The organism is Paenibacillus sp. 2003, assembly GCF_031455635.1.
Taxonomy (GTDB): Bacteria; Bacillota; Bacilli; order Paenibacillales; family Paenibacillaceae; genus Paenibacillus; species Paenibacillus amylolyticus_B.
On sequence record NZ_JAVDTB010000002.1, the window covers coordinates 377084 to 390364 of the forward strand.

The following is a 13281-nucleotide window of genomic DNA, read 5'->3' on the forward strand; positions in this document are numbered from 1 at the left end:
CAAAATAGCAAATTTTCATAAAAAAAGTTTTATTTTTTTGAGCTGAAAATACAGTTTATTCAGTACACCGCTTACATGCAAAAGGGTTAAAGGTTTGCAAGGTTCATCACTTTCTGAAAACAAATCATATATATGAAAACTTTCAATGTAAACAATCATGACGCGCTTGACCCCTCGGTTTGTCCTATGTTACGGTTTTATTAGCTTCAAACGCATATTTTTTCCCAAATTAATATTCTTTTTCGATTTATTGCGTTAACTAATATCCCGCAGGTTAATGAATACAGGGAAAAAATTTGCAGGAAATTTTCATTTTTGTTTTATCCCCAAACTAATTCTGAAACAGGAGGAACAAATTTATGATCAAGGCACTGGTGTTTGATTTCGACGGAACGATTATTGATACAGAGACAGCATGGTATATTGCTTTTCGTGATGCTTACAAGGAACACGGCGTGGATCTAACCCTGGAGATGTATTCACAATGCATCGGTACCAGTTTGAAAACATTTAATCCGTATGAGTACCTCATCACAGATTTGAATCTTCCGATCGATCGGGAAGCGTTCAGGGAATCCGTTCAGTTGCAGCACGCTGCATTGATGAACAAAGAAAAGGTGCGTCCTGGTATTCAGGAATATCTTGAACAAGCACGTGAAGCCGGACTGAAACTGGCTGTAGCATCCAGCTCCAAACGGGAGTGGGTTGAACAGCATCTGGAACAACTGAAACTGAAAGATTATTTTGAAGTCATTCGTACGGCAGATGATGTTGCAAATGTGAAGCCTGACCCGGAACTCTACACTCAAGCGCTTGAAGCCCTTGGAGTAACTGCAGACGAAGCCGTAGCGATTGAGGATTCACCTAACGGCGCGCGTGCAGCTGCTGCGGCTGGTATGCACTGCGTAGTCATCTCGAATACCATTACAGGAACACTGGAATTCGATATGCCTCACCAACGGCTGTCTTGCTTGACTGACCTTACATTTAACGATTTGATTTCGAAGCCACTCGTCACTACCGTCTAAGGTCTGCACGAATTTCGCGATTTAATCCTTAAAGGGGGAGTTCACACATGAAAGCTGTACATTTTGGTGCGGGCAATATAGGCCGCGGTTTTATCGGTCATATGTTGTCCGCTTCCGACTACGAAGTCTGCTTTGTCGCACGTAACCCGAAGAAAATCTCCATGCTTCAAGAGAGACAGGAATATCCGATTACACTTGCCAATAACGATCAGGACACTACGATTGTCAACAACGTGACGGCGATCAATGTGAATGAGCAAAATCTGGTTGCTAAAGAGATCGCTTCAGCCGATGTGATCACAACCGCGGTGGGTGTATCTGCACTCGGAGATATCGCCGAGCCGATCGCCAAAGGCATTCAACTTCGCATGAAAAACAATAATCAGGCTCCACTGCATATTATCGCTTGCGAAAATGCCATCGGTGGTAGCACCAGGCTGAAGAAACGCATCTATCCATTTCTGGATGAACAAACTCGCAAAAAAGCCGAACGTTATGTTTCTTTCCCCAATGCAGCTGTGGACCGGATTGTTCCGGCTCAAAACCACAAAGACCCGCTGCAGGTCACTGTTGAACCTTTTTACGAATGGGTCGTTCATCGTCCAGCACTTCTGGATGGATTTAAGAAAATAGATGGCGTCCACTATGTGGATTCGCTTGAACCTTATATTGAGCGTAAAATGTTTACGGTCAATACAGGCCACTGTGTCGCCGCATACTTCGGCTATATCGAAGGATTCAACACGATTAGACAGGTCATGAGTAATTCCACCCTTCGGGCCAAGGTACGCCATGTTATGGAAGAGACGGGTCAGATGCTCATCCAGAAGCATGGATTCAACGCACAGAAGCATAACAAATATATCGACACCATACTGGAACGCTTCGCCAATCCCAACCTGACGGATCAGGTCACCCGGGTTGGACGTTCCCCCCTTCGCAAGCTTTCGCCTCATGATCGGCTTGTTCGCCCAGCGCTGCAGGCCAGTGAATTCGGAATTGAAATTCCTCATTTAACTTCTGCTATGGCGGCCGCAATGCTGTTTAATGACAAACGCGACGAGGAAGCCATGAAGCTACAACACATGATTCGCGAAGATGGCGTCTCCGCCTTCATTCGTGAACGCATGGGAATTCCCGACGAACATCCCGTTCATCAGAATGTAATCGCCCGTTATCAAGAACTTAGAGGGCGCAAGGAATCGACTATACTGACCTGAGTAACTCTGATCAGGGCATGGGTTCGATCCTGCAAACTGAATAGAAGCACGGCTAAGAAGCCGGGAGGAACCTATGCAGCCGCATCGCTCTTTCCGGCTCTTTGTCTATGCACGGCGTGGCACGGCACATTCTATCTGTATTGTAGTAACGTTAATAAAACAGCGCATCTCCTCTCTCAAGGAAACACGCTGTTAGGAAATCTTTTTAATTTACTACATCGTTTGGCTCAGCCTTGTGGCTCATCCCTTTTCTACTCATTCATAATGGAATTGAGGGATGCATATGCCATTGGCAGGAAACCTTCCGAAGGTTCACCAATAGGTGCTTGGATGTGGAAAATGAAACCATTGCCGTCCAGTTCTTTCACAATAAAATACTCTGTCTTCTTATCATTCTGGGACATCATGTACAATCTTGCATCCTTCATCGGGCCGTTGCTGAGTTGTTCAGCCGTTAACTGCTTCACTTCTCCGGTCTCGGACAACTCTTCCTTAGCATCCATCTTCAGCGCATCCAGATTGTAATTCGCCGGCAACTTCTCAATCTCTACCTCATAATCCGGATCAATCTTCATTGTTAATTCATGGTCTTCCGCATCAAAAGCCATCGGTTCAAACACATACAGTGAATAACCTTTCGCTTGTGCCAGTGTCACTGGGCGTTTCTCGGTCATTCCTTCTACCGTCACTTCCAGCTCTGATGTCTTCGGACGATCGGACGTTACTGTACCGCCTGCATTGGAACCGTTATTGTCATCACTCGATTCCATCTTTGCAATCTCTGTAAGTACCAACTGTTTTGTTGTTGCATCAATTTTTTTCTCTACATATTTGAAACGAACGGAATCTTCGTCATCGATATCATCCAGAGACTTCTGCAGATCTTCGCTCACTTGGAATGACATCGGCTTCTCATTCACTCGAATCTCAACGGTATGCGGATCAGCCCAGCCGGTCAGAATACCTTCTGCTTCTATTGCAGCACTTTCATTTGGTTGTTGCTCCGGTGCTGGTGACTGTTCTTCCGTATTATTCACCGGTGGCTGTGCAGCAGGATTACTGTTCCCACAGGCCACAAGTGCGAATCCCATAAGTAAAACCAGGAATGATGCACTGACTTTCATTGTATTTCCTTTTCGCATATGAACACCTCCGTTAGCTTATACGCAATGATGCTTGTCCATGTTGCTTCTCATCCATTGGCTTGGCTGTATACTAGTACTTACACGGGAGACAGGCAGCTCAATCATGCAAAATGTCTGAACAGGTGCTGAGTTTCTCGACTTAGCTGGCCTGATCCATCTGTACCAGCTTGGCATTGGCTCCGTTAAATGCTTTGGTCTGGAGGTTAAATTGCTTTCGGAATTCAGCAAGCTTCGCATATTCGCTATTCCGTACCCGAATGGCTCGCTTAATCTTAACCAGATTAGGTTCTGCACTTTCTCTCATCAGATCATACAACTGCTCATCGGCACTCAGACTCAACTGATACGAAGCAACAAAATTTTCCAATGCACGCGCTCTTGCTTCATATTGATCCAGCACCTTTTCAGCCTGCGCCAACGTTTCTTCTTTTTCAAATGATAGTTCTTTCAATGAACTGTGCAGGGCCACCATCTTCTCGTTGGTCTGTTTTATGGCCTCTTCCGCCTGCTTCAACAACGTTCTTCGTTCATGAATATGACCTGCTGCCTGATCCAGCAGTGCTTCGAGATCACTGTTTTTGCTCTTGCCTTTGTCCAAAATAGACTTGTATAACTTTATATCTTCCTGCTCATGACTGGTCAGCGTCTTCAAACTCTGATCGATCTCCTGACCACTGAGCACCAATTGGTTTATCTGATTTGCCGCAGGCTCCTGCGGATCTCCACAGCCACTTACCAGCAGAATTAGCAATACACTAACTGCCGCAAGCGCCACTTTTTTACTCGTTAGCACTCAAGTCCTTCCTCTCTTGCATCATCTTGTTGTTATATTACAAACGGCTATCTCCGCTAAAATTGGCTACCCAGTGTGCATCCGGATCGTATACTTCGAACTCGTAACCCCGATCCTCGAGTAGCTTCAGAATACGCGGTAAAGCCTGAACGGTCTGCTCACGCTCGTGCATCAGAATCACTTCCTTATCCCGATGTACACTTTTGCTCACGCGGGCCACAATCTTATCCGGCTGACCGGGGAGATTCCAATCCAGTGAATCTGTCGTCCAGTCCCACATTTTGAACCCGGCCGCAGCAATGTCACCTCTGAACTTTTCACCGATCTGTGGACTGCTGCCATAAGGTGCACGAATCAGATGAGGCGTAAAACCAATCAGGTCCTGCACCATCTTCTGCTCTTTCTTGAATTCATTCACAAAGTTTGCCGAGTTGCCGCTCTTATACAGCTTTTTATAGTTATGCGTCATGCTGTGGAGTCCAGGATAACTGCCTTCTTTCAACAGCCGTTTCACTGCTTCCGGATGCTGATTCAACTGACGTCCGATCATGAAAAAGGTAGCCTTTGCCTCATGCTGCTTCAAAATATCCAGCAGTTGTTCTGTATATTCAGTTGGCCCATCATCAAACGTTATGTATGCCAATTTGCGAACCTGACCCTGGAACCGTGCCGGTTCCTCCTTCGCATCCGGAGTAACTTGTATCATGCCGAGCTTGGCGGGCTGTTCTATTACAGTAATCGGAGGCGGCGCCACAACGCTTTTGATCCAATGCGTCATGCCAAGGAATACATATGTAATACCGGTAACGAACAGAACCAGAAGCATTAGAGCTATGCTTACCCTTCCATACCGGATTTTTCTTCGTTTATGTGTTTTCGTGCGACTTGTGCTAGGCGGAATACTGCCACGTTCTCCCGCTCTCTCTTGTTGAACTCTCACTGTCATGCCACTTCCTTACTTTCATTTTTTCCCGATTATTGGTATATTATCTCGTTTCATGTCTCTATATAGAAGATTAATAGAAAAATGGATCGGGAGAATGACAGAATAGTTACAAGCCCGGTTACAATCTACTTATCTCTTTGTTCTCTTTATCTTTCCTACGGTTACCTTCTCCTGTATAATGAAGTGATTTACGCTATCAGACTTCAAGAAGGAGCTACACCCATGACAAGCTTGAACCGTGCCGGCAGATCCATCTATCTGTTATTCTTTGTCGGCATTATCGCCATTTCTTTTTCTTCGATCTTTGTACGCTGGTCTACCGCAGATGTTGCGGTCATTGCCATGTACCGTCTATTTCTGACCAATCTGCTGATGCTCCCGTTTGTCTGGAAATACAGACATGAGATGATGCGGCTGAGCCTGCGGCAATGGGGCTTGCTGCTTGCATCCGGTGTGATGCTGGCCCTTCATTTTCTGCTCTGGATGGGTTCACTGCGGCTCACCAGTGTTGCCAGTTCCACAGTTATTCTCGCGCTGGAGCCTATACTGATTCTTGCCGGTTCGGTATGGCTGTTCAAAGCCAAAATTAACCGCATGATGATCATCGGCATGGGCATCGCCCTGCTTGGATCAATCGTTATTGGCGCAGGAGATTTCCAGTTGGCAGGTACTGCTCTGCAAGGTGATATCCTGTCTTTACTTGGCACAATTGCAGTCGCTGTCCATATGTTGTTGGGTCAATTTTTGCGAGCGGGACTTAGTGCATTCTCGTATAACTTCTGGGTGTTCTTCGTGGCTGCCTGCACACTGGCGGTATATAATCTGATCATGGGCCATCCGTTCGGAGGTTACGCTGCGTCAGAGTGGGGGATCTTCCTGCTACTCGCCATTGTGCCAACGATCTTTGGACATTATCTCTTCAACTGGCTGCTTCAATATATGAATGCCACGACGGTATCCATGGGCGTACTTGGGGAACCCGTATTCTCTTCATTATTGGCTTGGATGCTGCTCGGTGAATCCCTCAGTGCAGTACAGATGTCTGCCGGGGTCGTCATTATATTCGGGGTATGGATCTTCATTCGATATGGCAAAACCAAACCTCAGATTGCTTCAACAGAAGCCTCTGTTGCGGGGAAAGGGCCTATTGAACCTACAACGGTATAACGTATTTTTTCGTAAATCATAGTAATAAACGACTCTACCACTCTCATAAGGCGGTGTATTTTGATGAAAAATATTGTATCCATGCGCTGGCTGCTCGCCAGAATGTATGAACCGGATGTCGTCATTGCAGATTGCCGATTCTTGCTCGGTCAGCCGGAGGCTGGAAGACAAGCCTATGAAGCTGGACATATTCCAGGGGCTGTCTATCTCGATTTGGAAAAAGATCTGTCTTCTCCTGTGTCTGCGCACGGAGGACGTCACCCGCTTCCTGATCCGGCTGTTCTCGCAAGTCGACTCTCCAAAGCGGGCATCGGCTCCAATAGTCGTATTGTTGCTTATGACGATCAAGGCGGGATGAATGCATCTCGGCTATGGTGGCTGCTTCGCTATATCGGTCATGAACAGGTGTATATCATGGACGAAGGTTTCTCCGCTTGGAAAAACGCAAAATTCCCGGTGACCGCGGATGTGCCCGTTCAGATCCCGTCTTCCTTTGAGGTGAATGTGCAGCCAGCCATGCTGGCAAGTGTTGAGGATGTTCAGCAGGCTTCGGTAACTGGCAGCGCTGCGTTGATCGACTCCCGCGATGCCCGCCGTTATGCGGGTCTGGAGGAACCCATTGATGCCAAAGCCGGACATATTCCCGGGGCGTTGAACTATTTTTGGAAAGATGTGTTGGATTGGGATGGACGTTGGACAGGTACCGAGGTGTTAGAAGAGCGTTTCAGTAAGCTGGACAAGGATGGGGCGATCATCGTGTACTGTGGTTCTGGCGTCTCGGCTTGCCCGAATGTAATTGCGCTGGAAGAGGCGGGATATTCGAATGTGAAGTTGTATGCCGGAAGTTGGAGCGACTGGATCAGTTATGAGGAGAATCCGGTGGCTACAGGTAATGCGGAAGCACACAAAGACGTATAGCAGTGTATCGATGTTGAATACATCGCCAGGTGGCTTATCTGCCCCGGCGATGTATTTTTCTATGTTTGGAGACAACATCGAGTCAACAACACAACCCTGCAAGAATTTACAAGCATACAGAATTAGACATAAACAGGAAGTTTTTTTGATTCATGATAATAAAAAAACCGTAATGGGCATCTGTCCACCACGGTTGAATCATGAAATCTATTATTGCTTTTTACTTAAAGATACATTTGCTGTCAACGTCTTGTCGATCGTCGTCCAGTTTACATAAGCACCTAGTATTTCATTAATAACAGCAACCGGAACGACAGTTTCGCCATTCAAAAGCTTTGGTACGTTACTATTGAACACCAGTTTATCGTTAATTGAATACACATCTGAACCAATTTGAGCACTTATATCTTTCGTACCTAATTTGATTTGCGTTGTACGCGTCTTATGATCCCATACTACTGTACCGCCCAATAGCTCCGAAATGGTTCGAATCGGTACGTAGAACTCATCATTATGAACAACCTGTTTGATTGACGTACCACCTACATTCATGGCAACGTCAACATATTCAAGGAAATCGGTCTTTCGAATGAGTCCATGAACGCCTTTTGTTCGGTCCACGACCTGAGATACTTCGTAATCCGTTGCCGCCGATAGGTACGCATAAGCTACACTTCTATCCATATCAAGCTTATCGGATAAGAATTGAATCGATTCACGTACTGATTCTTTCATAGCTTCATCCAAATCAGGGTCCAGTCCAATTGGAATCCAATAATCCTCTGTTTCAGCAAAAGGTTGCGTGAATTCTCCACTATGCGGTAGTGATGGATCACCTTTCTTCAACACCGTTAACCGAACTGTCCCCCTCAAGGAAGCTTCCAATGCAGTTAACGCCACTTCTCCATCTCCTTGAGCAAAGTGCGGATCTCCAGTATAGAATAGCCCGCCTTTAACTTGGATCGGATAATAAATAGTTGCACCCACACCCAACTCATTAATATCCATATTCCCTCCTGTTTCAATAGGTGGGATCGAACTCACAACTTCACTGGTATTAGGTGCAACCCCCATAACACCTAGAAACGGGTTAATTGGGAAACGTACATTTTTGCCAGCTTTTGTTGGTAATACTCCATACCAATTGCCGTTGATTTCTTCAATAGGCGTAAATATAGATACATTATTATATAATTCCGGTTTTGTTGCGCTAGCTCCCTCTTGTGGGCCTGTATTTTCTGGAAATTCGTTAGGAAGGGCCCCTTTACCATGGCGGTTAGAAATGACACCATACGGAACTCGAGTCTGCAACGAAAGGACTTCTACTTTAAGAACATCTCCTGGCTCCGCTCCCTCAACCGCTACTGGCCCAGTGATAATATGAGGTCCGTCTTTTACATAATCATGCTTAATCTCAGAAGCCGCAATTACCTTCGCATCATCCAACACTCCATCGGGTGAGATACCGAACTTGCCGAAGTACTCCACTGGATTTCTCCCTTGATCCTCGATCAATCCCTCATGCGATACCGTATCAAATGTTACCGCACTTCCTGATGGTACAGTAAGAATCGGAGAGCTGTCTCGATTAGGCAGTGATCCCCAGCGAATGTTCTCAATCGCAGACGTTACATAATAATCACCTTCTACCTTATGGATGGTTGTTGGTTGCAGCGGCATACTAAAGCCCACTGAAGGTAGAGCAAATGTAAACATACCTACAATCCCTAGTGAAACCCCAAATTTTCTAATGGTTCGGTTAATAAACATTACGCTCCCCCTCTATACCATGTAATATTACCTAACATAAATACGCACTAACATATAAATACATTTACAACAATATTTTTTTGTCAATAAACATAACATAAATGAGCTATGTATTAAGAATGAACTTATAAAAATAAAAGATATGTCAATATTCTTACCATATGCAAGGCAATTCACGAATGTCGAGTTGTATTCCGGAAGGTGGATTGACTGGATTAGTTACGAAGAAAATCCGGTGGCTACCGGAGAAGAGATAGATACGGAGCACAAGTCTACAGGATCTCAACGGCAAATACACCGCCATGCAGGCTGATGCCTGGGGCGGTGTATTTGCCGTGCCTTAGCATCACCCCGGGAATACAGGAGAGATAGAGGCAACGTTGCACAGGAAGACTGATCCAACCAGATCCTTTCCCGCTTAATGAAACAAAATCTGTAAAAGAAAATGAGGAGAAGCATTCATGAGTCCATGAATCAGGATAATCACCCATATTTTACGATAGCGGGCCCACATATAACCAAGAAACAGACCCGTAACCCCATGATTTGCAATCACTGTTGCCACATCTATATCCCACTGACCATTTCCTTGAATGGCGATATGCCATATGGACCATAGTATTGAAACTAGTAATATGGCGGGCCATCTTCCAAGCAACGCCTCCAATCGGGTTTGCAGCCATACCCGATAAAAAACTTCCTCCAATACGCTATTGATCATAAAACCAATCAACACCAAGAGAAGTAATTCTGTCGTATCGGTTCCTACAATTGCTCCTTCTGGTTGTGCAATGGGGGAATAAAACTTTAGATAACCCCAGACCACAATGACTATTAGTGGGGCGATGACGTGTCTGCGGGAGCGTGAATTTACCGAAATACTGTCTTGTTGTCCGGCAGTCATTTTGCGATAAATCAGCAATAGAATCAACGGAATGAACAATAGTGTCGTCAACTTGAACGCCAAATAATATAGTTGGAAATGTAATCCTTGTTGGTCTATCGTTATCAGAGAAACCGCAAATAAAATGCCTGACAGCAATAATACAATCGATTGAACGACCACGTGCTGTTTCTCCATTTGTTGGAAAGACGAGGGATATTGACTTTTATAAGGAATCATACGGATTAGAAAAATGCCAAGGAATGCCGGCAACATACTATGCCATATTGGGATTACTTCCTCACGATCAGCCGTGTACCTTATATTCAAGTTTCCAGTCCACACTAACCACAATACAGCAGCAAATATAATTATCATGCATAATATGCCGGTTGCCTTTCCCCATGCTGGAAGCATTACTTTGAATTGCTGATTCATTCTACTTGTACTCCTTTGAGTGGCATGTCCCGTTTGCCCCAATCTTTTTTTATTTCAGTTGAGTTAAATAAACTCTAACACATTCCATCTTGATCGTCTATTTATTTCAGTTGAGTTAAATAATATGATATTCTGTGTGTATGCCAAAAATCGTGGACCATGAGAAGATGAAGAATATTATCGCTGAAGCTACTTGGAAAATCATTAGTGAGAAAGGCATTCATCATGCAACGTCAAGAACAATTGCGAAGGAGGCCGGATTATCACAAGGCGCTCTAAGACATTATTTTTCCAAACAAGAGAGCCTGCTAGCATTTGCAATGGAGTTAGTTAAAGAAAAGGTACTTACTCGGCTGAGCAATCTAAATGCAAGAGAACTGGCACCTCAAGAAAGAATTGTTGAATACTTGCTCGAGCTAGTGCCGACTGATGAACAAACATTATTGGAAATGGAGGTTTGGTTTGCATTTGTAAGCTATGGAAAAACGCAAAAAGGGTTCGATGCCAATTATGAGGACCTGCAAAACGCAATCAGTAACTGCATTATGTACTTAAAAAATGAAGGGCTTCTGCGCACAACCGATGAAGAGAAGGAACAAGAAAAACTGTATGCCTTTATGAATGGGATGGCTCTCAATTTGTATCTCGAGCCGCATAAGATAAATCGAACACGAAGCAAAGAAATGATACAAGACTATATCCATTGGATTATACGTTAAAGGAAAACCTGACGCGTAATCGGGGAGTTAAGTCTGTTGGCCAGGGCCAAGCAGAATACATAGGAGAATCCGGTGGCTACTGGAGAAAAAATAAAGACTAAGAACCCGCGTTGACGCGGGCTTCTTTGCGCTTTCATTGTACCCATGCATTTTAGGGGCTTACCTCTCCGACTTCTGTAACGTTTAGATTCAGCTTATGTTTTCGGCATACTTCGTAAAAATCTTTTGAAACAATGGGCTTGAAGATGTTTATATAATCCAGCATAAAAAATTCATGCTCGCCAACTCGCTCTTCATGAAGGCAGATGGAGGATACAACTTTGACGATCTTACGTGGAGGCTGTTGTACAGATGCAGCAATGACTGCTTTGCGCCCATATTCCGAACATTCATAATCAAAAACATCCAAACGATCAAGCTGATGTGCAGTCCAATAGGTTTTTTCAACCGAACGACCGTCGTGGTAACATACCGTTGTCGGAATAAACTGGATCTTTGTTTGCTTTTCCTCCAACAGCGTTTTGAAACGATCTGATACGTGTCTTGTGCCTGTGACCGTCTCAAAATAATCTACATTCAGGTTGCGCACCGAAGACAGTAACTCAACTTCTGCGGTTGTCCCCTCTGGCAACGGATTCTCTACTGCCAGATAATTCATATCTAATTGGGGAGTGAAAATCGTTCCACCACTAATAAACCCTCTACGTGGATATTGAGATTCCAGAAAATAATAGTTCAAAGAATGATGTCTCCTTTCCGGATGAAGTACTTCTCAATTTTTACGGTTGTCTACTCGTGCGTGAAGTAATGCTCTAAACGGGATTTTGTTGCTGCATGAGGCATATAAATCATGATTCGCTGATCTGGTTCATTTGGAGATTGAAGGGTGACATGCTCAAATTCAATAACTTCAAAAGTGGGGTGCAAAAGCCTCTTGTATCCGTCAAGGGTGCTTGGCACTTCATGATACTGCCACATCCTTGTAAAATCAGCACTTGTCCCCTTCAGATCTTCGATTAACTTGTCGAATGAATCATCGTTCAGATAGCGTGCTCTTGACGTTCTAAACTCGGCAATCATTCTCCTTGAGACACTTTCACAATCCTCTGATCCCTCTTTCCACACAGGATCCGTAAATTGGCGCCACATCAAATTATAGTCATGCGGAGGTGACACCTTATTAATCGTAAATACAGCATCTGCCGCTTTATTCCAAGCGAGAAAATCCCACTTTTTCCCGATTACATAGGCCGGATTAGGGTTCAATTCATTCAGCATGTCCTGAATGGTTGAGCTGATTTTCTCTTCAATAATAGTTGATTGAGGAGGCAGTGATTCTCCAGCAAGCAGAAAGAGATGCCTTCGCTCATTGGGTGTCAGCTTGAGCGCCGAAGCCAAGCTGTCCAGTACACCTACCGATGGACGGATATCACGACCTTGCTCAAGACGCGTATACCATGAGAGTCCTATGTTGGCGATCCCAGCGACTTCTTCTCGCCGCAAGCCTCGCGTGCGACGACGATTGCCAGGCAAAAGGCCGACATCAAGGGGAGAAAGAGAGGAGCGTAAATCTCTTAAGAAATTACCTAGCGCTAAACGGCGCTCACTATCGTTCAAGTAAAACCTCCCCCTTATCCTATCACTTGCAAACCCACCATCAAGCAGGTTCTCGTGACCATTTAATAGTCAAAGTATAGTTAAGTCAGTTGATGAGATCAACAATTCCAGGCAAGGAGAATGAATATGACAACCATTGCAGGACAAATGTTGGCGAGCAAGGTAGTAATGATTACAGGTGCGGGGCGAGGCATTGGAGCTGAGGCAGCAAAAGCTATGATGGAGACTTCGGGGTCAGGCTCTATTGTTAACACCAGCAGCGTAGGTAGTTCTGAAGGGGAATCCGGGATTGGGAGCTTACGGGGCATCTAAACGAGCGGTAAACAGTCTGACTCAAACGGCTGCGGTCGAATATGGGCCAGCGGGTATCCGTGTCAATGCAATTGCTCCGGGAACCACAATGACGGATATGATTCAACAGTGGGTTTCCATTAACCCCGACATTATTGAACAAATTAGTGCTAAGACACCTCTTCGACGTCCGGCTGAACCTATTGAGATTGCTAACGCAGCCGCTTGGTTGCTTAGTGATTATTCATCTTTTGTTACCGGGGTAGTTTTGCCTGTAGATGGTGGACTTAGTGTATAGAGATTCGGTGGATACCGGAGAGGAATAGAGTAAATGCAAAGGAGCCCA

At 44.9% G+C, this 13281-nt stretch carries 14 protein-coding genes; 7 read left to right on the forward strand and 7 right to left on the reverse strand.

The genetic code is table 11. From position 1 onward, the window contains the following. Positions 1-359: 359 nt before the first annotated feature. Together J2X75_RS13725 and J2X75_RS13730 are read left to right on the forward strand one after the other, a co-directional pair. Positions 360-1028, forward strand: coding sequence for an HAD family hydrolase (locus J2X75_RS13725; RefSeq protein ID WP_047843848.1), 669 nt, complete (start codon positions 360-362; stop codon positions 1026-1028). A gap of 47 nt (positions 1029-1075) precedes the next feature. Then, complete coding sequence (locus tag J2X75_RS13730; protein ID WP_307534067.1) at positions 1076-2248, forward strand: mannitol-1-phosphate 5-dehydrogenase; 1173 nt, start codon at positions 1076-1078, stop codon at positions 2246-2248. 251 nt (positions 2249-2499) lie between these two features. Here J2X75_RS13730 and J2X75_RS13735 read toward each other — a convergent pair whose 3' ends face one another. The 3 genes from J2X75_RS13735 to J2X75_RS13745 all read right to left on the reverse strand — a co-directional run bounded on the left by J2X75_RS13735 (position 2500) and on the right by J2X75_RS13745 (position 5126). Further along, a complete protein-coding gene (locus tag J2X75_RS13735; RefSeq protein ID WP_310337210.1) occupies positions 2500-3390 on the reverse strand; it encodes a hypothetical protein in 891 nt (296 codons plus the stop codon). Between the two features lie 142 nt (positions 3391-3532). Further along, positions 3533-4186 carry a YkyA family protein gene (locus J2X75_RS13740; RefSeq protein ID WP_310337212.1) on the reverse strand — a complete coding sequence of 218 codons (654 nt, stop codon included), beginning with the start codon at positions 4184-4186 and terminating at the stop codon, positions 3533-3535. A gap of 37 nt (positions 4187-4223) precedes the next feature. Beyond that, complete coding sequence (locus tag J2X75_RS13745) at positions 4224-5126, reverse strand: polysaccharide deacetylase family protein (protein WP_310337214.1); 903 nt, start codon at positions 5124-5126, stop codon at positions 4224-4226. Between the two features lie 228 nt (positions 5127-5354). Between J2X75_RS13745 and J2X75_RS13750 the strand changes: the two genes are divergently transcribed. Continuing rightward, positions 5355-6299, forward strand: coding sequence for a DMT family transporter (locus J2X75_RS13750; protein WP_310337216.1), 945 nt, complete (start codon positions 5355-5357; stop codon positions 6297-6299). A gap of 63 nt (positions 6300-6362) precedes the next feature. After that, the gene (locus tag J2X75_RS13755; protein ID WP_310337217.1) at positions 6363-7217 is read left to right on the forward strand and encodes a sulfurtransferase; all 855 of its coding nucleotides are present in this window, start codon (positions 6363-6365) and stop codon (positions 7215-7217) included. Between the two features lie 210 nt (positions 7218-7427). Here the strand turns inward: J2X75_RS13755 and J2X75_RS13760 are convergent, their stop codons facing one another. Both J2X75_RS13760 and J2X75_RS13765 read right to left on the reverse strand, forming a co-directional pair. Next, positions 7428-8987, reverse strand: coding sequence for an acetamidase/formamidase family protein (locus J2X75_RS13760; RefSeq protein WP_310337219.1), 1560 nt, complete (start codon positions 8985-8987; stop codon positions 7428-7430). A 418-nt stretch (positions 8988-9405) separates the two neighbouring features. Next, positions 9406-10308 carry a CPBP family intramembrane glutamic endopeptidase gene (locus tag J2X75_RS13765; RefSeq protein WP_310337221.1) on the reverse strand — a complete coding sequence of 301 codons (903 nt, stop codon included), beginning with the start codon at positions 10306-10308 and terminating at the stop codon, positions 9406-9408. Positions 10309-10448: 140 nt separating this feature from the next. On the opposite strand from J2X75_RS13765, the gene J2X75_RS13770 reads away from it, so the two are divergent. Further along, positions 10449-11027 carry a TetR/AcrR family transcriptional regulator gene (locus J2X75_RS13770; RefSeq protein ID WP_310337223.1) on the forward strand — a complete coding sequence of 193 codons (579 nt, stop codon included), beginning with the start codon at positions 10449-10451 and terminating at the stop codon, positions 11025-11027. A 151-nt stretch (positions 11028-11178) separates the two neighbouring features. Here the strand turns inward: J2X75_RS13770 and J2X75_RS13775 are convergent, their stop codons facing one another. Next, on the reverse strand, positions 11179-11766 hold the full coding sequence (locus J2X75_RS13775; RefSeq protein ID WP_310337225.1) for an imm11 family protein: 588 nt from the start codon (positions 11764-11766) through the stop codon (positions 11179-11181). A 50-nt stretch (positions 11767-11816) separates the two neighbouring features. Beyond that, complete coding sequence (locus J2X75_RS13780) at positions 11817-12644, reverse strand: helix-turn-helix transcriptional regulator (protein WP_310337226.1); 828 nt, start codon at positions 12642-12644, stop codon at positions 11817-11819. Between the two features lie 126 nt (positions 12645-12770). Here J2X75_RS13780 and J2X75_RS13785 point away from each other — a divergent pair, with 126 nt between their 5' ends. Together J2X75_RS13785 and J2X75_RS13790 are read left to right on the forward strand one after the other, a co-directional pair. Next, on the forward strand, positions 12771-12956 hold the full coding sequence (locus J2X75_RS13785) for a hypothetical protein (protein WP_307534047.1): 186 nt from the start codon (positions 12771-12773) through the stop codon (positions 12954-12956). Next, positions 12934-13233, forward strand: coding sequence for an SDR family NAD(P)-dependent oxidoreductase (locus J2X75_RS13790; protein WP_307534045.1), 300 nt, complete (start codon positions 12934-12936; stop codon positions 13231-13233). The genes J2X75_RS13785 and J2X75_RS13790 overlap by 23 nt, the downstream gene beginning before the upstream one ends. Positions 13234-13281: the final 48 nt, after the last annotated feature.